Origin of the sequence: Paenarthrobacter sp. NCHU4564, assembly GCF_052156435.1 — a bacterium.
Taxonomy (GTDB): Bacteria; Actinomycetota; Actinomycetes; order Actinomycetales; family Micrococcaceae; genus Arthrobacter.
The window spans coordinates 1-21,363 of record NZ_JBQLIS010000001.1; the positions used below are offsets into that span (position 1 = coordinate 1).

General features: G+C 64.0%; 18 protein-coding genes. 8 read left to right on the top strand and 10 right to left on the bottom strand.

The genetic code is table 11. The features are described 5' to 3' along the window. Positions 1–101 precede the first annotated feature (101 nt). Complete coding sequence (locus ACSVIE_RS00005; protein ID WP_442422641.1) at positions 102–2,495, bottom strand: ATP-binding cassette domain-containing protein; 2,394 nt, start codon at positions 2,493–2,495, stop codon at positions 102–104. 229 nt (positions 2,496–2,724) lie between these two features. Here ACSVIE_RS00005 and ACSVIE_RS00010 point away from each other — a divergent pair, with 229 nt between their 5' ends. From ACSVIE_RS00010 to ACSVIE_RS00020, 3 genes are read left to right on the top strand one after another with little or no spacing between them, the layout of a single operon-like run. Further along, positions 2,725–3,861: a type III polyketide synthase gene (locus ACSVIE_RS00010; protein WP_442422642.1), complete on the top strand. Its 1,137-nt coding sequence runs from the start codon at positions 2,725–2,727 to the stop codon at positions 3,859–3,861. Continuing rightward, positions 3,858–4,580 (top strand): class I SAM-dependent methyltransferase, encoded by a 723-nt coding sequence (locus ACSVIE_RS00015; RefSeq protein WP_442422643.1) that lies wholly within the window; start codon positions 3,858–3,860, stop codon positions 4,578–4,580. Before ACSVIE_RS00010 ends, ACSVIE_RS00015 begins: the two co-directional genes overlap by 4 nt. Beyond that, a complete protein-coding gene (locus ACSVIE_RS00020) occupies positions 4,546–5,748 on the top strand; it encodes an FAD-dependent oxidoreductase (RefSeq protein WP_442422644.1) in 1,203 nt (400 codons plus the stop codon). Before ACSVIE_RS00015 ends, ACSVIE_RS00020 begins: the two co-directional genes overlap by 35 nt. Here ACSVIE_RS00020 and ACSVIE_RS00025 read toward each other — a convergent pair. Further along, positions 5,730–6,134, bottom strand: coding sequence for a nuclear transport factor 2 family protein (locus ACSVIE_RS00025; protein ID WP_442422645.1), 405 nt, complete (start codon positions 6,132–6,134; stop codon positions 5,730–5,732). The two genes, ACSVIE_RS00020 and ACSVIE_RS00025, sit on opposite strands and share 19 nt — an antisense overlap. A 72-nt stretch (positions 6,135–6,206) precedes the next feature. Here ACSVIE_RS00025 and ACSVIE_RS00030 point away from each other — a divergent pair, with 72 nt between their 5' ends. Next, the gene (locus tag ACSVIE_RS00030; RefSeq protein WP_442422646.1) at positions 6,207–6,884 is read left to right on the top strand and encodes a peptide deformylase; all 678 of its coding nucleotides are present in this window, start codon (positions 6,207–6,209) and stop codon (positions 6,882–6,884) included. On the opposite strand, the gene ACSVIE_RS00035 is transcribed toward ACSVIE_RS00030, so the two are convergent. Further along, complete coding sequence (locus ACSVIE_RS00035) at positions 6,881–8,914, bottom strand: prolyl oligopeptidase family serine peptidase (protein ID WP_442422647.1); 2,034 nt, start codon at positions 8,912–8,914, stop codon at positions 6,881–6,883. The two genes, ACSVIE_RS00030 and ACSVIE_RS00035, sit on opposite strands and share 4 nt — an antisense overlap. 69 nt (positions 8,915–8,983) lie before the next feature. Between ACSVIE_RS00035 and ACSVIE_RS00040 the strand changes: the two genes are divergently transcribed. The 4 genes from ACSVIE_RS00040 (at position 8,984) to ACSVIE_RS00055 (ending at position 12,042) form a co-directional block, all read left to right on the top strand. Further along, positions 8,984–9,841, top strand: coding sequence for a methyltransferase domain-containing protein (locus ACSVIE_RS00040; RefSeq protein ID WP_442422648.1), 858 nt, complete (start codon positions 8,984–8,986; stop codon positions 9,839–9,841). A gap of 81 nt (positions 9,842–9,922) precedes the next feature. After that, positions 9,923–10,387: an NfeD family protein gene (locus tag ACSVIE_RS00045; protein WP_442422649.1), complete on the top strand. Its 465-nt coding sequence runs from the start codon at positions 9,923–9,925 to the stop codon at positions 10,385–10,387. A gap of 86 nt (positions 10,388–10,473) precedes the next feature. Next, entirely contained in the window at positions 10,474–11,442 is a 969-nt protein-coding gene (locus ACSVIE_RS00050; protein WP_442422650.1) for an SPFH domain-containing protein, read from the top strand. A gap of 252 nt (positions 11,443–11,694) precedes the next feature. Then, complete coding sequence (locus tag ACSVIE_RS00055; protein ID WP_397321881.1) at positions 11,695–12,042, top strand: RNA polymerase-binding protein RbpA; 348 nt, start codon at positions 11,695–11,697, stop codon at positions 12,040–12,042. A 74-nt stretch (positions 12,043–12,116) separates the two neighbouring features. Here ACSVIE_RS00055 and ACSVIE_RS00060 read toward each other — a convergent pair whose 3' ends face one another. The 7 genes from ACSVIE_RS00060 to ACSVIE_RS00090 form a co-directional block, all read right to left on the bottom strand. Beyond that, positions 12,117–12,860, bottom strand: a complete 744-nt coding sequence (locus ACSVIE_RS00060) for a polyprenol monophosphomannose synthase (RefSeq protein ID WP_426002718.1) — start codon at positions 12,858–12,860, stop codon at positions 12,117–12,119. A gap of 213 nt (positions 12,861–13,073) precedes the next feature. Then, positions 13,074–14,723 carry an amidohydrolase gene (locus ACSVIE_RS00065; protein ID WP_442422651.1) on the bottom strand — a complete coding sequence of 550 codons (1,650 nt, stop codon included), beginning with the start codon at positions 14,721–14,723 and terminating at the stop codon, positions 13,074–13,076. 42 nt (positions 14,724–14,765) lie between these two features. Continuing rightward, positions 14,766–17,735, bottom strand: a complete 2,970-nt coding sequence (locus ACSVIE_RS00070) for a DEAD/DEAH box helicase (RefSeq protein WP_426002715.1) — start codon at positions 17,733–17,735, stop codon at positions 14,766–14,768. A 24-nt stretch (positions 17,736–17,759) separates the two neighbouring features. After that, a complete protein-coding gene (tatC, locus tag ACSVIE_RS00075; RefSeq protein WP_426002714.1) occupies positions 17,760–18,596 on the bottom strand; it encodes a twin-arginine translocase subunit TatC in 837 nt (278 codons plus the stop codon). Positions 18,597–18,602: 6 nt separating this feature from the next. Continuing rightward, positions 18,603–18,872 (bottom strand): Sec-independent protein translocase subunit TatA, encoded by a 270-nt coding sequence (tatA, locus tag ACSVIE_RS00080; RefSeq protein ID WP_442422652.1) that lies wholly within the window; start codon positions 18,870–18,872, stop codon positions 18,603–18,605. A gap of 36 nt (positions 18,873–18,908) precedes the next feature. Next, positions 18,909–19,259 (bottom strand): hypothetical protein, encoded by a 351-nt coding sequence (locus ACSVIE_RS00085; RefSeq protein ID WP_442422653.1) that lies wholly within the window; start codon positions 19,257–19,259, stop codon positions 18,909–18,911. Positions 19,260–19,268: 9 nt separating this feature from the next. Next, complete coding sequence (locus tag ACSVIE_RS00090; protein ID WP_442422654.1) at positions 19,269–21,290, bottom strand: helix-turn-helix transcriptional regulator; 2,022 nt, start codon at positions 21,288–21,290, stop codon at positions 19,269–19,271. Positions 21,291–21,363: the final 73 nt, after the last annotated feature.

The window sequence follows — 21,363 nt, forward strand, 5'->3', positions numbered from 1 at the left end:
GCTCTGGCCACCGCAATCGGTGCATAAATCTAGCCGGAGTGCTACTCGTCCCACTTCAACACGTCCCGCTGCCAGTCTGGCGAGATCCGGAAGGGGCTGCGTCAGGCGCCTACATAAGCCCTAAGGTGCTTGCCCGTCAGCGTTGAACCGTCGGCGATGAGTTGCTCGGGCGTTCCTGTGAAAACGATCCTTCCGCCGTCGTGTCCAGCGCCCGGTCCAAGGTCGATGATCCAGTCGGCGTGGGCCATGACAGCTTGGTGATGCTCGATCACGATTACTGACTTGCCGGATTCGACCAACCGGTCCAGCATGCCCAACAGATTTTGCACATCAGCCAAATGCAACCCGGTGGTCGGCTCATCGAGAATGTAGATGTCGCCTTTCTCGGACATCTGCGTGGCGAGCTTCAGCCTCTGGCGTTCACCGCCGGACAAGGTGGTCAGTGGCTGGCCAAGCGTCAGGTACCCGAGCCCGACGTCGGCAAGCCTGTCCAGGATCTTGTGGGCAGCAGGCGTACGGGCGTCACCGCCACCAAAGAACTCTTCAGCTTCATTGACCGACATTGCAAGCACGTCTGCAATATTCCTGCCGCCGAGCCGGTACTCCAGCACCGAGGCCTGAAAGCGCTTTCCCTCGCATTCCTCGCAGGTCGACTCGACGGTGGCCATGACGCCGAGATCCGTGTAGATCACGCCGGCGCCGTTGCAGGTGGGACACGCGCCTTCGGAGTTGGAGCTGAACAGTGCGGGCTTGACGCCGTTGGCCTTCGCGAATGCCTTGCGAATGGGTTCCAGCAGTCCCGTGTAGGTTGCCGGATTGCTGCGCCGGGACCCACGGATGGCTCCTTGGTCGATCACCAGCACGCCATCCCGCTTTGCCACCGAACCGTGGATCAATGAGCTCTTGCCGGAACCCGCAACGCCGGTCAGCACGCACAGGACACCGAGCGGGATGTCCACATCCACGTTTTTCAGGTTGTTGGTGGATGCGCCGCGGATCTCAAGACGGCCCTTCGGCGTCCGGACCGAATCCTTGATACCGGCACGGTCGTCCAGATGGCGGCCGGTGATGGTGTTACTCCCCCGCAGCCCGTCCAGGTCGCCTTCGAAGCACACAGTGCCGCCGCCCGTACCTGCACCCGGGCCGAGATCGACCACATGGTCAGCGATGGCAATGGTTTCAGGCTTGTGCTCAACCACCAGCACTGTGTTGCCTTTGTCCCTGAGCTGGACCAACAGTTGGTTCATCCGCTCGATGTCGTGGGGATGAAGGCCGATGGTGGGCTCGTCGAACACATAGGTCACATCGGTCAAGGACGATCCGAGGTGGCGGATCATCTTGGTCCTCTGGGCCTCACCCCCGGACAGTGTTCCGGCTGGGCGGTCCAGGGACAGATACCCGAGCCCGATCCCTGTGAACGAATCAAGAAGGTGCTGGAGCCCCTTGAGAAGGGGTGCCACCGACGGCTCGTCCAGCTCACGGATCCAACCGGCCAGGTCGCTGATCTGCATCTTGCAGACATCGGCGATGCTCTTGCCATTGATCTTGGATGACCGGGCCTCGGGGCTCAGCCTGGTGCCCTCACACTCCGGGCAGGTGGTGAACGTGATGGCCCGCTCCACGAAGGCCCGGATATGTGGCTGGAGGGCATCGACGTCCTTGGACAGCATCGACTTCTGGATCTTGGGGATGATCCCCTCGTACGTGAGGTTGATGCCTTCCACCTTGATTTTGGTGGGTTCACGGTACAGGAGATCGTGGAGTTCCTTCTTGGTGAACCTGGCAATCGGCTTGTCCATGTTGAAGTAGCCGGAGCCGCTGAAAATCCGCCCGTACCAGCCATCCATTGTGTAACCGGGCACGCTGAGTGCGCCCTCGTTCAGGGACTTGGTCTCATCGTAGAGGGCAGTGAGGTCGAAGTCGCTGACGGATCCCATGCCTTCACATCGCGAACACATCCCGCCCAGCCGGTTGAAGGACGCTTTCTCGGTCTTCGTCTTGCCCTCGCCGCGGTCCACCGTAATGGCGCCGCTGGCTTTGACGGTGGGGACGTTGAAGGAATAGGCGTTGGGCGAGCCGATGTGCGGCCGGCCCAGGCGGCTGAACAGGATCCGCAGCATCGCGTTGGCGTCCGTGGCGGTGCCGACCGTGGAGCGCGGGTTCGATCCCATTCGTTCCTGGTCGACGATGATGGCCGTGGTCAGTCCTTCCAGCCGGTCTACATCGGGCCGCGACAAAGAAGGCATGAAACCCTGGACGAATGCGCTGTATGTCTCGTTGATCATGCGTTGGGATTCGGCAGCGATGGTGCCGAATACCAGGGAGCTCTTCCCCGAGCCGGACACGCCTGTAAACACCGTAAGCCGGCGCTTTGGGATGTCGATGCTGACGTCCTTGAGGTTGTTCTCGCGCGCACCCTGCACCCGGATGAGGTCGTGGGTGTCCGCAACATGGGTGGCAGAGGCCTGGGTGTCGGTCCTCGCGTCAATGCTCATCGTCTCTCCATCTGCTGGGCGGCGCTGCCCAACAGTCCCCCGTCGGCGCCGCGTTCTTGGAACTGGCCGGCCACGGCCAGTAGCTTCGATTCTCGTTGGTTGCCACGCCTGCGGCAACGCCAGTGTCCACCCTAAACCCACGGTCCGCCGGGCCGTGGAATGGCGCGACCCGGCCGGCGGATGGCGGGCAGGGCATTGTCTTCCACACCATACTCACTAAGAATGAAGCATGCCGGTATACGTGAGGTCCCTTGAAACCGCAGTTCCGCCGACCATCCTCGTCCAGTCCCAGGCGCGTGACGTGTTTGCCGCGCAGCCCGGGCTGACCCGCCTGGGTTCACGACTCGTTTCCACCTGCTTCGATTCAGCCGCCATCGATACCCGCTACACCGCCGTCGAGGAACTGAGCCTGGATGCACATCCGGAGAATCCCAAGTTCTTTGATCCGGGCCTGAACCAGGTGTTGAGCCCCAGCACCAAAGTCCGCAATGAAATCTTCGCCACGGAAGCCACCAAGCTCTTCATTGAATCAGCGAAGGCCGCCATCGCAGGCGTCCCGGATCTTGACCTGGACGACATCACCCATGTTGTCACCGTCTCCTGCACGGGATTCTTCAACCCCGGACCCGATTACAAGGTGGTGCGTGCTCTGGGCCTTAATCCGGCCGTACAGCGCTATCACCTGGGCTTCATGGGTTGCTATGCAGCCTTCCCCGCGCTAAGGGCCGCCAGGCAGTTCTGCACGGCAGATCCGTCAGCTGTGGTGCTGGTCATCTGTGCGGAATTGTGTTCGTTGCATGTCAGGACGTCGAACGACCCTGACACGATCATGGGCTCAGCCATTTTTGGCGACGGCGCCGCCGCTGCAATCGTCACGGCGCGCGAACCCCAGGGTCCCGAACCTGTGCTCAGGTTGGATCATTTCGAAACTGTCCTGACGCCGGTGGGTGAAGAAGCCATGGCATGGAACATTGGGGACGAAGGCTTCGAGATGGTGCTGGGCTCGTACGTGCCGCACATCATCGAAGAGCACATCACGGGGGCCCTTGAGCCGCTGCTTGCCAAGGAACCGGAGTTGGCCGCCCGTCCGTACAAGGACATTACGCACTGGGCCATCCATCCTGGCGGGAGAAGTATTTTGGACAAGGTTGAGTCCAGGCTGGAGCTCACCCGGGAGCAGCTGGTTCCTGCCCGCGAAACGCTTCGGGAATACGGCAACATGAGCAGCGCGACGGTGCTGTTCGTGCTTAAGTACCTGTTGGACAGGCCGGCCCAGGCCCGCGAGGAGCGGATATGTTCCATGGCATTTGGTCCTGGACTCACGGTTGAGACAGCCCTCCTGACGCTGGTCTCCCCTGCCCTGTGACTCCCTGGGGCGCCCTGCGGGAGAGGGACCTTGCCGCCGTCGAGGAGATGGACAAACCGGACTGCGACCTTCGACGCCTGGAGCGCAGCTACGCCAGGTTCCCGGTGGTCAACAGGCTTCTGTCGGAATGGCCGCGGACCTACCGCAGCAGGATCAGGCCCCTGCTTGCCTCCCGGGGTTCGCTGTCCTTGCTGGACATCGGTAGTGGCGGTGGGGACGTTGCCCGGAGCCTGGCCAGGTGGGCCCGGAAGGACGGCTTCGACTTGCAGGTGACGGCGATCGACCCTGATGAGCGGGCGTTCGCCTTTGCGATGAGGGCAGCCGCAGTGCCGGGGGTGACTTATAGGCAGGCGCACAGCGCTGACCTCGTGGCAGAGGGCCGTTCATTCGACGTCGTCCTGTCCAACCACATGCTCCATCACCTCCACAGGGAAGAACTGATGGGGGTCCTGTCGGATTCGGAGCGGTTGGCCGCGCAGCTGGCCCTCCACAATGACCTCACCCGAAGCAACATCTCTTACTGGCTGTTCCTGGCGGGATTCTGGCCGCTTGGGCTTGGTTCCTTCATCTGCGGCGATGGACTTACCTCGATCCGCCGCAGCTATACGCCCGGCGAACTGGCGGCGATCGCACCGCCCGGGTGGCGGGTGGAACCAAACGGACCCTGGCACCATCTGCTGGTGCATGGCGACGGGAGCGGCCCCGATGGGCAGGATTGACGTCGGCATCGTGGGTGCCGGGCCGGTCGGGCTGTTCCTCGGTGTGCTCTTGCTGCAGCAGGGACTGAAGGTCCGGATCCTGGAGCGCAGGGAGGGCCGCAGCGGCCGTTCACGGGCCATCGGAATACATCCTCCTGCGCTGGCGGTGCTGGACCGGGCAGGGCTGGCGGGCCCCTTGGTTTCGGGCGGGATCCGCATCCCCAAGGGCGTCGCTTACAGCCGGGGAAGGAAGGTCGCAGAACTGCCCTTCCAAGGCGACCCCGGCTTCCCCTACATCCTCGCCGTGCCGCAGCCGGTCACCGAGCAGGTTCTTGAGCAGGCCGTGGTGGCTTTGGACCCGGAAGCGGTCATCCGGGGAGCTGACGTCCGGAGCTTTATCGACGACGGCGATGCGGTCACCATCCGTGCCGCAGGGCCCGACGGCGATGCCACCTTTGAATGCCGGTTCCTGGCAGCCGCCGACGGTGCCCACTCCCTGGTCCGTCGCCGGCTCATGCCGCGCCTTGGAGTGCGGCGCTATCCGGACAGTTACCTCATGGGCGATTTTGCCGACGGAACCGGGCACGGCAACCAGGCGGTCCTGTACCTCGAACCCGATGGGATAGTCGAGTCGTTTCCCTTGCCCGGGGGGATCCGCAGGTGGGTCGCCCGCCTTGGCGCCCCGGACAGGGGCTCGACGGCGGGTGCCCTGGCAGCGTTGATTACGGCCAGGACCGGCGTCCCCGTAGACCCGTCCACCACCACGATGCTGAGTGCGTTCGAGGTGCAGTCCCGGATTGCACCGCGGATGGTCCACGGGCGCGTGATGCTCTTGGGCGACGCAGCCCACGAGATCAGTCCCATCGGCGGGCAAGGGATGAACCTGGGGTGGCTGGACGCCGCGTCCCTGGCGCCGGTCATAGGTGCGGCGCTCCGAGAAGAACGGGTCGACCATGACCTGCCGGCGTGGGAGAAGGAGCGGATCCGGGCCGCCTCCAGGGCCTCATTCCAAGCGGGGTTGAACATGGTTCTGGGAAGGCCCATGCAGCCGGCGTTGCTCTCGGCCAGGAACCGCCTTTTTGCATCCGCCCTGAAGTCCACGGCCGTTGCCGGGCTCGTTGAAAGCCGGTTCACCATGCGTGGCCGGCCATCATCGCCGCCTGCGTGCGACTATCCAGCGGCGGTGTAGTAACAGTCGTAGGTATCCTGGCTGACGATCAGTCCATCCCTCAGTTCAAAGACTGCGGTGCTTCGCGCACGGATGGTCTCCCCCGCATCCCAATGTGGAAGGTCAAGCAGTAGCCTGGCTGACCAGTTCATTTCCAGCACCACCCGGTTGCCCTCGCAGGTGGTGCGGACGATCTCGAACTTCTGGTCCGCCACGATGTTCTTGCTGTCGTCGGCACCGGTCAGGGTTTGCTCCAGGTTCCTGGTGGACCCCGTCTTGGAGAGGGCGTGCGGCCACTCCGTCAGCGTGAATTCCGGATCCAGGTACGGCCTGATGTCCTCTGCGCCGCCGCCGGCCTCGACTGTTCTAACGAAACCGATGACGTGGTCGAGGGTGCTGTTGCTCATTCGAAGAGCCTAACCCACAGCCCGGTTGTGCCAGGACTGAGGGCCGCCGGCGCTTGGCGTTAGGCTCGGAGCATGACGCACCAACCGATGACGGCCGTACAAGGTCCGGCCACTGACTACACGCGGCATCAGATCAAGGACGCCGTCCGGCGTTTGCTCGATGCAGAGGGGATACCCCCGATTGTGCAGGCCGGACATCCCGTTCTCCGGCAACTGGCAGCACCCTTCGACGGCCAGGTCGACGATGCCGAGTTGGAAGCATTCATCAACCTCATGCGTGAGGTCATGCACGCGGCGCCGGGGGTGGGACTTGCTGCGCCACAGCTGGGCGTACCCCTCCAAGTGGCTGTTTTGGAGGACAAATACGAACTTGATCCGGCAGCGGCCGCTGTCCGCCACAGGGACCCGCTGGAATTCATGGCGGTCATCAACCCGGCCTACCATCCACTGGGAACGGAAACCGCGTCCTTCTACGAAGGCTGCCTGTCCGTCAACGGATACCAGGCGGTCGTAACCAGGCATCGGAACGTGGAACTGAAGTATGCAACTCCTGCGGGAACTCCTGTGGAGGAATGGTTCTCCGGCTGGCAGGCGAGGATCGTGCAGCACGAAACCGACCATCTTCGTGGAACCCTCTACCTTGATAGGGCCGAACTTCGGTCGTTGTCCAGCAATGCCGAGCACTCGGCCCGCTGGTCACAGCCGGACATCGATGAAGCACGCCAGGGCCTTGGTTTCCTGTGCCCTTAGGCCGAAATCGCAGGATTCAGCGGGGTGGGCAGATGCACCGCACACCAAGCAAGGATGTGCTCAAACCGCTGCCGCCGGTGGTGCGGCGTTCCCGAGCGTGAAAGCTCATGGTCCTCACCGGGAAACACCAAAAAGGCAGTGTCCACCCCGCTCGCCTTCAGGGTTGCGTAGTAGCGCTGGCCCTGCTCCAGGGGGCAGCGAAGATCGTTCTCGCTGTGGATGACCAGCGTGGGCGTCTTCACCGCGGACGCCACGGCCATGGGACTCCGGGCCAGGAGTTGTTCCGGTGTTCCGCCGGTGTATTCGCCCCCAAAGAACCACCCGATGTCCGAAGAGCCGGCGAAACTGACCGGGTCCAGGAAACCACGTTCCACGACAGCCGCCTCGAACCGGTGGTCGTGGGCGATGATCCAGGCGCTGAGATAGCCGCCATAGGAGCCACCCATGATTCCCGCGCGGGCGGCGTCGATGACCGGGTGGGCTGCCACTGCCGCGTCAAAGAATGCCAGCACATCCTGCATGTCCAGGGTTCCCATCTGACCCTTGATGGCGCGGCCGTGGGCCTGCCCATAACCTGAGGAACCACGCGGATTGCACATCACCACCGCGTAACCAGCAGCGGCGTACACCTGGGCTTCGTCGAAGAACGCCCCGGTGTACTGCGCAAATGGTCCCCCATGGATGGTGAGCAGCGCTGGGTGTGGCCCCGGTCCGTCAGGCAGGACAACCCAGCCGTGCACGGGGTGGCCGTCACCGGATTCCACCTCGAACGCGACGGGCTCCACAATCCGCGAATAATTCCTGAGGGCTGCAGAGAAGTCCGTCAGCAGCCGGAGTTCTCCGCCTTCCAGCGAAGCCACATCTCCCGCCGTCGAGCCGTCCTGGAAGCTCACCGCGATTTCACCGTTGGCGGCGACCGTCGCCCCGGTGACCACTTTCGGTCCGAACACCAGCGGTGTGATGTCGCCCGCTGACGAGACGGTGAGCAGTTCCACCGTTCCGGCAACCGTGTTCAGCACCAGGACGCTGTCGGGTCCGTTCTGTTCCAAGGGGCCGGAGACGTCCAAGTGCTCGGCGTCGGTCAGCGCCACCGGTTCTGCCGGGCCTTCCCCGGGCTGGCCGAGGGACACGGCAAACAGCACGGAATTGCGGGCAACGAAATCCGTGCCCGACTCCCCCAAGTCCTGCGCGGTGAAGAAAAGCGACCGCCCGTTGGCGGACTCGCGGACGGCTGTGACGTTTTGCGGGCCGGAGTGGCCGGTATGGACAACGGAGGCGTCGCCGCCTGCTGCCGCCACCTTGTACATGGAGGTGACGAGGTCGTTGTCGTTGCCCTCATGCGCAGCAGCAAGGAAGTAGATATGGCGGCCGTCTGAGGAAAAGGTCGCTCCGTCGTGGTCGGCATCGTCGAAAGTGAGCTGACGCGCTGCCGGTACGTCCGTAAATTCCGCGGCGGGCATTTCATGCGCGGCGCGTCCCCGTGGCTTGACCACCGGCTCGCCGCCCAGTTCCGGGAGATCAAGGACGAACACCTGCAGGCGCTGGTCGCTGAGGTACCCCACCCCGTTCATGCGGTACTTGTTCACGGCGATCAGCCGGGCATCCTCCCTACCGGGAGTGACGCCGTCGACCGTTCCGTAGCGGCCGGGCTCCGGCACCCGGGCGGTAAAGACGATCCTGTGGGAGTCGGGTGCCCAGGAGAAACCACTGACACCGCAGCGCTGGTTGGTAACGCGTTGCGGCTCACCACCGGCGGACTCCACCACGAACAACTGCGGCTTGCCGTCGGCATCCGGCCGAAGAAAAGCCAGGACCAGGCCATCCGGCGAGAACGCAGGCGCCGTGTCGCGGAAACCGCGGGTGATCCTCCTGGGATACTTGGTGGGATCCAACGGAACACTCCACAACTGGCCAACGTAGTCATCGGCGTCGAAATCGGGTCTCGTCACGGAGACCACGGCCCGGCTGCCATCGGGATGGATGGCGGGAGCGGACAATGTATTGACCAAGGGCAGTTGCTCGGGTTTCACGTGGGTGAGCCTAGCCGCATGGGCCCGGCGCCCCGCATCGGACACTCCGACCACCGTAGGATTGAAGCCATGTCCTCCCCTGCTGTCCAAGCCCTGCGTTGTCCCGTGTGCCAAGGGACGCTCCGGCTCCTGGATAGCCGGCCGCCGACCCTGGCGTGCCAGGCCGGACACCGGTTCGACGCTGCAAAACAGGGCTATTTCAACCTGCTGACGGGCAAGGGCACCGTCTTCGAAGCCGATAGCCCAGGCATGGTGGAAGCACGCCGGCGCTTCCTGGACGGCGGCCATTACGCCGCATTGTCGTCCGCACTTGCCGGGCACGTTGCCGGGCGGCTGCCCCGCTCTGGCGCCGTAGTCCTCGACGCCGGAACCGGGACCGGAAACTACCTCCACACCGTTCTGGACCGCGTGCCTTCCGCGTCGGCTGTTGGTCTGGACATCTCCAAGTACGCACTGCGACGGGCCGCGCGTACTAATCCGCAAGCGGTGAACCTCGTGTGGGACATCTGGCGGCCGCTCCCGCTGGCCGACCACTCCGTGGACGTGGTGATGGTGGTCTTCGCGCCACGGAACCCGGAGGAATTCGTGCGCGTCCTCCGTCCAGGCGGCACCTTGGTGGTGGTGACACCCCGACCCGGCCACCTTGCCGGGGTTGCTGCACAGGCGGGCCTGCTGGCCATCGAGGAGGGCAAAGCCGACCGCTTGCGTGCCTCCCTTAACCCATACTTTGAACCCGGGGACGACCAGGAACTGGACGTCCGGCTGACCCTCACCGGACCGGACCTGGCCGACCTCGCCTTCATGGGTCCCGCAGGACATCACCTGAGCCCGGCGGCGGTTGCGGAACTTGCCGGCCTGGAGGGTGTTTTCAGCCCCACGGCCAAGTTCCGGATCAGCACATTTATCCCCCGCCCGGCAGCTTCCTGACGCTACCGGATCCACGGGCTAGGATGGAGGAACAGTGACTGTGTCCCCTGCTCAAAGGGGGTCCGGGATCAAGGGGGAATGATGTTTGAATGGCTTGGTGAGAACTGGTGGGCCCTGTGGCTTACTGTTTTCCTCGCGTTCGCAGTGGTGGAGATGCTCACCCTCGACCTCTTTTTCATCATGCTGGGCGGTGGAGCCCTGGCGGGCCTGATCGCAGACTTCGCAGGAGCGGACCTTTGGCTCCAGATCGTCATTTTCAGCGTGGTTTCCCTCCTCATGATTGCTTTCGTCCGGCCGGTTGCGCTCAAGCACCTTCACAAGGGACCAGCCGAGCAACGGACCAACATCGACCGCCTGATCGGACAATCCGCTGTGGTCCTCGAAGCCGTCACCGGAACCAGCGGCCTGGTCAAGATCGGCGGCGACGTCTGGAGCGCGCGCAGCACCAACGGCATTCTCGACGCCGGGGCCACGGTCCGGGTCACCAGGATTGACGGTGCGACGGCGGTAGTCGCCTCCACCACCGGCGACACCACGCCTGGCTGAACCACCAACGTATTACTGCGGGAGCCGGGCGTGTCCGCCGGCGGAAGGCCGCATCAGACCACGCAATTGGGGAACGAAGGAGATGTATGGACGGCCTGGGAGGAACAGCAGCGGCAATTGTGCTGATTGTTCTGGTCATTTTTGTCATAATCGTGTTGGTCCGGTCGGTGAGGATCATCCCGCAGGCTCGTGCCGGCGTCGTGGAACGCCTCGGCAAGTACCAGCGCACGCTCAACCCTGGACTCACCATCCTGATACCGTTCGTGGACCGGCTGTTGCCGCTCCTGGACCTTCGCGAACAGGTAGTGTCCTTCCCGCCGCAGCCGGTGATTACCGAGGACAACCTCGTGGTGTCAATCGATACGGTGGTCTACTTCCAGGTGACGGATCCCCGGGCCGCTACCTATGAGATCGCCAACTACATCCAGGCTGTGGAACAGCTGACCACCACTACGCTCCGCAACGTTGTTGGCGGCCTGAACCTCGAAGAAGCGCTGACTTCACGCGACCAGATCAACGGCCAGCTCCGGGGTGTCCTCGACGAGGCCACAGGCCGGTGGGGCATCCGCGTTTCCCGGGTGGAACTGAAGGCCATTGATCCGCCCCACTCCATCCAGGACTCCATGGAAAAGCAGATGCGGGCCGAACGTGACCGCCGTGCAGCCATCCTGACGGCCGAAGGCACCAAGCAATCGCAGATCCTCACCGCCGAGGGCCAGCGCCAGGCCGCCATCCTGGCTGCAGAAGGTGATGCGAAGGCGGCGATTCTTCGTGCTGACGGTGAAGCCCAGGCCATCCAGAAGGTCTTTGATGCCATTCACAAGGGCAATCCGGACCAGAAACTCCTTGCCTACCAGTACCTGCAGACCTTGCCCAAGCTGGCCGAGGGCAGCTCCAACAAGCTGTGGATCATCCCCAGCGAGGTCGGTGAGGCTCTCAAGGGCATCGGCGGGGCGCTGGGTGGGACCAACGGCGACTCACCCGTGGCGGGACTGTTTGGTCCCAAGGACGGCGCACCGGCAACGGCCACGGAGCCTCCAAGGCCTTCCGCTTAGGCGAAGTACCTGACAAGAGCGGTCGGCCACAGGGCCGGCCGCTCCTTCAGTTAACAGCGGTTTTGAGGCAGGTGGCCTACCTGCGTATAATGGGATATTTGTCCGGCTGGTACAGCCTGGATGGAACATTTAAGCTTCGCCGAGCGTTGCAATGTGTGATGCAAGGTGTGCAGAAGTAGTCCGCGAGGACCGTGCAAACGACTTGCGGCAAGCGCGGGGCTCCGGCCCCGCGGACAGACAGAGGGAGTAATCATGAGCGATCGCAGCCTGCGGGGTATGCGTCTTGGCGCCCAAAGCATGGAAACCGAATCCGGTGTCGAGCCGGCGCCGCGCCAGCGGGTCGAATACCGGTGCGAGGACGGCGAGCAGGTCTTCGTGACTTTTGCCGCCGAAGCCGAGATCCCTCCCGTTTGGGTTTCCAAGACCGGCAAGGAGGCGCTGCTGGTTGACGGTGAGCGTCCTGTTGACGCCAATGAAAAGGCGGTCCGTACTCACTGGGACATGCTCCTTGAGCGCCGTACGCTTCCTGAGCTGGAGCAGATCCTTGAAGACCGCCTCAACATCCTGCGTGAGCGCCGCGGAGAGCGTCGCTCCGCCTGATAAACGCTGATTGAACGAAAGCCGGGCCGGCTCCCCCTCGGGGAGCCGGCCCGGCTTTCTTAATGCAGAGGAGCCTACTTGGCCAGTGCCGGCCGCTTGCCGGTAAGTTTCGCCCAACGGGAGGACAGGCCCCACTTGGTGACATTGATCATGGCCTCGACCACGATGTTGCCGCTCATCTTCGAGGCACCAAGCTCACGCTCCACGAACGTGATGGGGCGTTCCTCGATGCGAAGGCCAAGCTTGGCCACGCGCCAGGCCAAGTCCACTTGGAATCCGTAGCCCACCGACTCGACTTCGTCGAGTTTGAGGGCCTCAAGGGTGGAGCGGCGGAACGCGCGGTAACCGCCCGTGACGTCCTTGATCTTGACGCCCAACATGATTCGCGCGTAGGTGCTGCCAATCCTGGAGATGGCCTGGCGGTAGAGCGGCCAGTTGACCACGCTGCCGCCGGGAACCCAGCGCGACCCCATGGCGAGGTCGGCGCCGTCCTTGACTGCGTCGAGCAGGAGCGGCAACTGCTCCGGTTGGTGGGAACCGTCAGCGTCCATCTCCACCAGGATGTCGTATCCTGCTGCGAGGCCCCACTTGAAACCTGCGATGTAGGCAGCTCCCAGGCCTTCCTTGCCCTTGCGGTGCAGCACGTGCACCTGGCTGTCATCCGCCGCGATGCCGTCGGCAAGCTGTCCCGTTCCGTCCGGGCTGTTGTCGTCGACTACCAGGACATCCGACTCGGGGACTGCAGCGCGCAGTCGACCCAGTGTCTTGGGAAGCGATTCCAGCTCGTTGTAGGTAGGGATGATCGTCAGGACACGCAAGAAGAGGCCTTTCCTTGATGGAGCGGTCAGTGTGTGCCGGGCCGGCCCCGACGGGCCGGCGTCCTGGCGCAACTCTCCATTATAGGACGAGGAACGAGCCCCGGACTGCGGCTGTAATGCGGAACACAGTGCAGGTTCGGGCGCAGGAGGTGCTGCGGGCCGGTCCACAGGCCGAGGTCAGGCGGCGCTTTGTGGCCAACCAACAAATTCGCCCTAGACCCGGAGGGATTCGTGGGCGAACAACTCACTGCCTTCCCGGACCGTCTGCAGGCAGAGAGGGTCGCTGCCGGTATCAAGCGCCGGAAGCAGTGGCGTCCTGGCCCGGGGATCGGTGCTCCATGACTGCACGCGGCTGTCCGCGACCTGCACCATCAGTTCCTCGACTTCCCACACGGCAAAGCTGGCGGGAGCGCCGGGAACCAGTTGCCCCATAAGGGGGTTCCGGTGTTTGCTGGCGCGCCAGCCGGCACGGGTGTGCCCCAGGAACGCCGCCCTGGCGGAAATACGCTCGGCGGGGTTGCTGTGTTCCAGGCAGGCCCTGATGCTGGACCAGGGGCTGAGGGGTGTCACCGGGCTGTCGCTGCCGAACGCAACCGGCACCCCCTTGGAGTAGAAGGAAGCGAAGGGATTCATGGTTCGGCTTCGCTCTCCCAAACGTTGCTCGTAGAGGCCGCCGGGTGCTCCCCAGGCTGCATCGAACCCGGGTTGCACGCTTACTGTGACCGAGTATTCGGCGAGTTTCTCCACTGCGGCCTGGTCAGCCAGTTCCACATGCTCGAACCGGTGTCCCGCCGCCCGGACACGCTGGGCGCCGACTTCCGCGGCTGCAGCGTCCAAGGCTTCCAGGCCAGCAGCCAGGCCCGCGTCGCCGATGACATGGAAACCGCCCTGGATGCCCAGCAATGAACAGGCAGCAAGGTGTTTGGCTGCCTCGTCCGCGGACAGGTACAGGCTGCCACGTTGTCCCGGTGCGTCCGAATAATCGTCTTTCAGCGCAGCCGTCCGGGAACCGATGGAGCCATCGATGTTGAGGTCCCCTGCCAGTCCCAGCACGTGGACGCCCAGGTCATCGAGAATCTGCCGGGCGTGATCCTGGGAGCCGGCCAGTTCGCCCCAGTACGGCAGGATCTGCGGCACATTGCCATTGTCGTTCCACGAAGCCGCAGACCGAAGGTCCTCCGGGCCACCGATATGGGGAGCCGACATCTCGGCCAGGGCAACGTAGCCGTGCGCTGCCGCCTGCCGAAGTGCAAGCTCCTGGTAAGTGCGTCGGTCATTTTCGGTGAACTGCCGCGTGAAGAGGCGTGCGGTGGTGTGGGCCTGACGCACCACCTGCGCGCTGCCGCTGAAGCCGTCCTGGCCCGGCAACCCGGCTTCAGCCGCCAGTGACGCAGAGACGAGGGCCGAGTGGACATCGATCCGGGACAGGTACACGGGTCGCCCGCCGGAAGCCCGGTCAAGTTCTTCAAGCGTGGGAAGGCTGCGGTCGCGCCATGTGGTGTCGTCCCAGCCGTGCCCGATGACCGTCCCGGTTCCGGGGGCGGCGGCAACGGCGTCGAGCAGTTCATGGGCGGATGCGACGCCTGACAGCTGAAGCCCGGCAAGGGCGAGTCCGGTTTCGGTGAGGTGGGCGTGCGAGTCAACAAAACCGGGCGCCAGCAGCGCTCCGCGGAGATCGATGATGTCCATGGAATCGTCCGCGATGGAAGTGGCCGCCTGCTCGGAGCCGACCCAGGCTACGGTGTCCCCGTCAACCACCATCGCCGTGGCAAAGGGATCGGCGGCCGTATAGATCGACCCGTTGCGGTACAGGGTGACCTTGCGGTCGCGGGAGGTGCCGGCTGCCTGGCTTGGCTGGTTCATGCGGTGTGCTCCTAGAACGTTCTTAAGATGAATAGACCGGAATCAGGCGACAGTGGAGTACGCCACCACACCCCGTCGGACGAGATCGATGGCGTCGCGGCAGATCCGGGCAATCCGGGGGTCGAGTTGCGGAATTTTGGCCAGCTGGTCCAACAGGTCCACTACTTGCTTGGCCCAGCGGACAAAGTCTCCGGCGGCGAGGTCGGTGCCGTTGAGGACATCCTGAAGATGCCGTCCTTTAGCCCACTTGTACATTGGCCAGACCAGTCCAAGTTCCGGTTCGCCGGTCAGTGGGAGGCGGTTCTGCTCTTCGGTGTCCTCCAGCTGCGACCATTCCCGGACCACAATGTCCACGGCAGTTTCCAAGGAGACGGATGGCATCCGGGGCCGCAGGCCGCGGTCCTCCCGCTTCGCCTGGTACACCAGCGCGCTGGCAAGGGAGGCGAGCTCGGCAGCGTCGAGGTCATTGAGGGCGCCCTGCCTGATCGCCTGCGATATCAAAAGGTCCTTTTCGCCATAGATCCTGCGCAACCGCTGGCCGTCGGCACTGATGGCGACCCTGCCGCCGTCGTGGGTTTCCAGATAGCCGTACGCGGAGAGGACATCGCACACGCGGTCGAAGGTCTTGGCAATGGTATTGGTGCGGCCCTGGATCTGGCGGACCAATCCGTCCGTTTCCTTGCGGAGCTTCCACCAACGCTCTGACCAGCGGGCGTGGTCCTCCCTCTCGCTGCAGCCATGGCAGGGGTGGGCCCGCAGCGCCCTGCGCAATTCGGTGATCTTCCGCTCCTGGTCCGGCATGCGCGCTCCGAGGCCGAAGTCTTCATGCCTGCTGTTGCGCCTGCGCTGGGGGGCCTCCTCGCTCACGGCATTGCGCACAGAAGAGGCGAGGTCCCTGCGGGACTTGGGAACCTTTGCGTTAAAGGACTTGGGAATGCGGATCCGGGTCACCGGCGCAACAGGCGCCTCGACGTCGTGGACGCTGATGCGCCGCAGCTGGCTGTCCGAGGTCAGCACCGAGGGCCTCGGCTCGCGGGCGTTGGGATCGGAATCAAGCACGACGGCGTAACCTGCCAGCCTGCCGCTGTCCACGCTGATGACGTCCCCGGGCAAGAGGCGCGTCAAGGAATCGGCCACCCTCGATTTCCGCGCCCTCTGGTGGTCGCGCGCGGCGAACTTTTCGGCATCGCCCAGCTCCCGGCGGAGCCGGGCGTATTCGGTGAAGTCGCCCAGGTGGCACTGCATGGATTTGGCATAGCCGGCCAAGGACTCTTCGCGGCCACGAACCTGCCGGGCGAGACCCACCACGGAACGGTCCGCCTGGAATTGGGCAAACGACGATTCAAGGATCTCGCGCGCACGGACGCGGCCGAACTGCGCGATCAGGTTGATGCTCATGTTGTAGGTCGGCCTGAAACTGGAGTTCAACGGGTAGGTCCGGCGGGATGCGAGGCCGGCAACCGCCGCCGGATCGGTTCCTGGCTGCCACAGCACCACGGCATGGCCTTCGACATCGATGCCGCGGCGTCCGGCGCGCCCGGTCAACTGGGTGTACTCCCCTGCCGTGATGTTCACGTGGGCTTCGCCGTTGAATTTCTCCAGCTTTTCCAGGACCACGCAGCGGGCAGGCATGTTGACCCCCAAGGCAAGGGTCTCGGTGGCGAAGACCGCTTTGACCAGGCCATCGGCGAAGAGCTTCTCCACCACCTCCTTGAAGGTGGGCAGCATTCCGGCGTGGTGCGCCGCGAAACCCCGGACCAGGCCGTCCCGCCAGGCCCAGAAACCCAGGACATCAAGATCGTCGGCGGGGATGTCGTGGCTGGCTTCATCAACCCGCTGGGCAATGATCTGCTGTTCGCGTTCCGTGGTAAGCCAGAGTCCGGAGGCAGCACACTGCGCTACCGCGGCGTCGCACCCGGCGCGGGAGAAGATGAAGGTGATTGCGGGAAGGAGCCCCTGGCGGTTGAGGCTGTCAATGACCTGCGGGCGGCTGGCCTTGCGCACAGGGCTGCGCTGCTCAGCCGTGTGCCGGTCATCACGGTTCCTGTCCTGGCGGCGCCTGCTGCGGCCGCCATGGCCGAACCTGCCGTTGAAGTTCATCCGGCTCTCAGAACGAGCCATGGCCAGCAATTCAGGGTTCACTTCGAATTCCGGACCGGTGACCGGCTGCCGGGCCGACGGGCGGCCGGCCCGCGTGGCCACGGATTTACGGGCCGCTGCCGGCAGGGCTGCCTCGTCCGGCGCGTCCTCGGCATCGCTGAGGTCCGGTACTTCATCGTCCGGCAGCGACACCGCGATTTGGTCGAAGGTGGTGTCGCCGGCGAAAAGATCCACGATCTCCCGGCCCACCATCACGTGCTGCCACAAGGGCACCGGGCGGTGCTCGGACACGATGACGTCCGTGTGGCCGCGTACCGTGTCCAGCCAGGCGCCGAATTCCTCGGCGTTGGAGACCGTGGCGCTGAGCGAGGCGACCTGTACTTCGCTGGGCAGGTGGATGATGACTTCTTCCCAGACGGCGCCGCGGAAGCGGTCCGCGAGGTAGTGGACCTCGTCCATGACCACGAAGCCGAGGTCACCCAGGGTCTCTGAGTCTGCATAGAGCATGTTGCGGAGGACCTCAGTGGTCATGACCACCACGGGAGCGTCTCCATTGATGGTGGTATCACCGGTCAGCAGGCCCACATTGCCGGAGCCGTACTTTTCCGCCAGTTCCGAAAACTTCTGGTTGCTCAGCGCCTTGATGGGCGTGGTGTAGAAGGCTTTCAGCCCGCGCTGGAGTGCCAGATAGATTGCGAATTCACCGACGATCGTCTTGCCCGCACCCGTAGGGGCAGCAACCAGGACTCCCCTGCCTTCCTGCAGGGAACGGCAGGCTTCCCTTTGGAAATCGTCCATCTCGAAGTCCAGGGAGCGGGCAAACGCTCCCAGGTAGCTCTTGGCCTCAGCGGCCCGTTGGGCTGCTGCCTGATAGCGGTCCGAGGGAGATGGAGAGGCTGACGTAAAGGACATGCATCAAGCCTAGTGGGCTTGGGTCTACAGATTCTCCAGATCGGACGCCGGGGTGGCGATATCGGCCGTGGCTTCTGTCTCAGCAGCCCGCTTTACTGCGCGGCGCTCCCGGCGGCGGTCGTTCAGGACGCACACTCCGATCGCGGCAAAGAACAGGAGCAGCATGGGCGCTGCCAGGTAGAACATGCTCATCGCGTCGGCACCGGGAGCGGCCATGGCCGCGAACAGGCACACCAGGAAGATCGTGATGCGCCAGCTCTTGATGAGTTGCTGGCCCTTCACGATTCCCGCAAGGTTCAGTCCGACCAGGACCACCGGCACGAGGAAGGCAATGCCGAATGCCAGCAGCAGGCGCAAGACAAAGGCGAGGTATACCTGGGCGGTGATGAAGTTCGACGCGCCGCTGGGAGTGAAGTCAGTGAGCACCCGGACGGCATTGGGCAGAACCAGCCATGCGAGCAGGACACCGCCGATGAAGAGTGGAACGGCGGCTGCAACGAACGACAGCGCCAGGCGCCGTTCCTTCTTATGCAGGCCGGGAACGATGAACGCCCACAGTTGGTAGATCCAGACTGGGCTGGAGACGAGCAGTCCGAGGAACACGGAAACCTGGACCATGAGGTCAAAGGAGCTGGCAACGCCGTCGAAGTTCAGTGTTGCGGCACGGCCCTCCTTTTCATTGAGGTCCTTGATCGGTTTGATCAAGGCCTCCAGGAGCGGCTGGTACACGATGAAGCCCACCACGGTACCCAGGATGACACCAATGGCAGCCTTGAAGAGCCGGTTCTTGAGCTCCTTCAGATGGTCAAGGAGCGCCATCCTGGCTTCGGGGTTGGCTTTGCGCCCCTTCGTCTGTACCACTTCTTCTTAGACGCGGTTGGAGGGCGGAACGTCGGTTTCGCCGTTGTTCCTGGCCTTGGCGTCCGGGTGGTCCACGACCTTGCCCTCGACGGCGTCGGAGGCTGCAGGCGTGTCCTTGGTGTCGGAGGCGCCGTCCTTCTTCATTTCGCGGACTTCCGACTTGAAGATCCGCATGGACTGGCCGATGCTGCGCGCCATGGACGGCAGCTTGGGTGCGGCAAACAGCACCAAAGCCAGGACGATGATGATAATGAGATGCCAGCCTTCAAGCCTCATGTGGGGAGGTCCTTTCCTTGTGGATTCATCCTACGTCTAACTGAATTCTATGTCGTGCAGGGACTGGGGTTGACCCCGTCCGGCTTTGCGCTCAACGCGTTTCCGGCGACGAACTTCCTGGCGGAAGGCTTTGGCCGTCACGTAATCATGACGCATCTGTTCCGGCGAGGCAAAAATCGCCAGGCCGGGTGCGGGCGTGTTGCCGGCGCGTTCAACATCGGAGGTTTCCTGCGGCTGCGGAAGGTTGCCGAAACGTTGACCCGCGTCGCCCAACTCATGAACAGTTGCCATGAATTTGCGGAACAAACGATAGCCGAGGGTCAGGTGCAGGAGCAGGGACAGGGCAACGAGCGCGATCCACAAAAGGATCCAAAACCACCAAGGCATCTGTGTAGTCTAGCCAGCCGGGGCGTCCTGCGGGGAACGGCCACCGTATTGCGACAGGGCGGCTTCAAGCCACCGGGTAGCAGCTGTCCTGAGCTCAGGCGGTTCCACGATCCTGGCCGCTCCGCCCTGCTGGGAAATAAACATGGGAAGCAGGTCGGCATTGCCAAAACGGATCTCGGCCACCAGTCCGCCGTCGGGCAGGGCAGCCGTACGCTCGGCATAGTAGTCCTCGGCGATCCCCGCGCCTTGCCTGGTCAACTCGAGGACCACGTACACGTCGTCCTCCCCGGGGGTGAACAGCCGCGCTGGAAAGTCCTGTCCCGCAGTCACTTCCCCGGACACTGGACGGCCGTTCTGCTCCACGTCCACCATGCGGTCAAGCCGGAAGTTCCGCAGGCCCTTCCTGCTGTGGCAATAGGCCTCCAGGTACCAGACACTGTCCAGTGAGAAGAGGCGGAGGGGGTCCACATCCCGCTCCGTTACCGTGTCACGTTGCGGCGACAGGTAACTCAGGTGCAACTGGCGGCCGTCCTTGATGGCCTGGGTCACCGTGGCGAAGGCTTGAGACTGCCGGGGTGCCACGGACTGCCCGGAAACCGTGCCGGCCATACGGGCGGCTTCCCCGGCCGCTCCTGTGAGTTTGATGATGACGGACTCCAGCGGATTCTGTTCCGGGTCCTCCCCCAGTCCGGCCAGCTCAGGCAGGTCCCCCAGCATCGCCAGCCCGGTCAACAGGGCGGCGGCCTCGTCCCCGCTGAAACGGACAGGACGGTTCAGGTCAAGATGTTCGGTGATGTAGACGTGGTCGTTTTCCCACTGGATGTCCAGGAGGTCGTCCGGGTAGCCCTCCGGCAGGCCCGAGCAGATCAAAATCTTGAGGTCCTCGATCAGCGCCTTGCGGCTGATCCCGAAATGGTCCGCCACTTCCTGGATGTGGAGCCCCTGGTGGTGCACCAGGAACGGTACGAGTTGAAGCATCCGGGCCAGTTGGTCCTCGGACGTTCGCTTCCTTGCCCGGGGTGCGGGACCCGCTTCGGGAAAGACAACAGGAAGGGGCGGGGCGGCGTTGAAAGCGGCAGCGGCCTCGAGCCTGCGTACGACGGCGGTCCGCAAGTCGGCCGGCTCCGTCACCTTGACGTGGGGACCGTAGGAGGAAAGCTCCTCCGCAAGTTGGTCGGGGTCCCGGAAGTCGACGGTGAGCCGGTCCCGGGAGCCGGGTCCTGCAGCTTCCTCCACCGAGATGGCCCGTTTACGGAGCGCCAGCAGGCGGCCCGGGTCCACGTCAAGTACTGCCTGCTGCAGCGGCAGCTCATTCAGGGCATCCAACTCTGCCCGCGCGTTGAAGCCGCTGGGAGGTTCGAAGGAACTGTTCGATACCACTGACACCGCCGTGGTCATGCGCGACAGCCTGAAGATCCGTTTGGCGCCCCGGCCCCGGTCGAAGCCCACCAGGTACCACTGGCCGAAGCGGCTCCCCAGGCCCCATGGTTCGACTTCGCGCTCTTCCTCGCGTTCCGTGCTGCCGGCAAGGTAGCCGAAACGGACGGCATGCCGGGAGTGCATGGCGGCTACGACGTCGTCGAATGCCTGGCCAGCCGGCTTAATCCGCGGCTGGACGCCTGCGGGCAGGTCCACATCGCTGAAGCCGCCGGAGGCTTGAAGCTTCCGGACGGCGCTGGCGGCAGCGTTGCCAAGGGCGGCCCGCTCCCATAATTGCGCAGCCAGGAGAAGGACCGTGGACTCCGCGGGAGTGAGGCTCACATCCGGTAGGCGGTTGGAGTCCTTGCCGATGCGGTACCGTGTGGTGGCCGGATCCTCGCCGCCAAAACCAGGCTCGGTCAGCGTCTCAATCTCGAAGCCGAATTGTTTCAACTCCACCTTGTCCCGCTCGAACATGCGGCCAAAGGCCACATCATTCTCCGCCGAGCCATGGTAGACCTTCTCGCGCAGCACAGCGCGCGTCAGTCCGACCCGGGTGTTGAGCAAGGCCAGGAGCAAGTTAAGGAGTCGTTCAGTGCGGGATGCGGACACGGTTGCTACGTTACTAAAGTCCCGGAGAAAAGCAGCAAAGCGCGGCACCCGCCGGGAAGAATCCGGTAGATGC

Coding starts and splice junctions, on each gene's coding strand:
- ACSVIE_RS00020 (WP_442422644.1), top strand. CDS start 4,546: ATGGCGACGGGAGCGGCCCCGATGGGCAGGATTGACGTCGGCATCGTG.
- ACSVIE_RS00010 (WP_442422642.1), top strand. CDS start 2,725: ATGCCGGTATACGTGAGGTCCCTTGAAACCGCAGTTCCGCCGACCATC.
- ACSVIE_RS00045 (WP_442422649.1), top strand. CDS start 9,923: ATGTTTGAATGGCTTGGTGAGAACTGGTGGGCCCTGTGGCTTACTGTT.
- ACSVIE_RS00040 (WP_442422648.1), top strand. CDS start 8,984: ATGTCCTCCCCTGCTGTCCAAGCCCTGCGTTGTCCCGTGTGCCAAGGG.
- ACSVIE_RS00005 (WP_442422641.1), bottom strand. CDS start 2,495: ATGAGCATTGACGCGAGGACCGACACCCAGGCCTCTGCCACCCATGTT.
- ACSVIE_RS00025 (WP_442422645.1), bottom strand. CDS start 6,134: ATGAGCAACAGCACCCTCGACCACGTCATCGGTTTCGTTAGAACAGTC.
- ACSVIE_RS00065 (WP_442422651.1), bottom strand. CDS start 14,723: ATGAACCAGCCAAGCCAGGCAGCCGGCACCTCCCGCGACCGCAAGGTC.
- ACSVIE_RS00085 (WP_442422653.1), bottom strand. CDS start 19,259: ATGCCTTGGTGGTTTTGGATCCTTTTGTGGATCGCGCTCGTTGCCCTG.
- ACSVIE_RS00050 (WP_442422650.1), top strand. CDS start 10,474: ATGGACGGCCTGGGAGGAACAGCAGCGGCAATTGTGCTGATTGTTCTG.
- ACSVIE_RS00030 (WP_442422646.1), top strand. CDS start 6,207: ATGACGCACCAACCGATGACGGCCGTACAAGGTCCGGCCACTGACTAC.
- ACSVIE_RS00055 (WP_397321881.1), top strand. CDS start 11,695: ATGAGCGATCGCAGCCTGCGGGGTATGCGTCTTGGCGCCCAAAGCATG.
- tatA (WP_442422652.1), bottom strand. CDS start 18,872: ATGAGGCTTGAAGGCTGGCATCTCATTATCATCATCGTCCTGGCTTTG.
- ACSVIE_RS00070 (WP_426002715.1), bottom strand. CDS start 17,735: ATGTCCTTTACGTCAGCCTCTCCATCTCCCTCGGACCGCTATCAGGCA.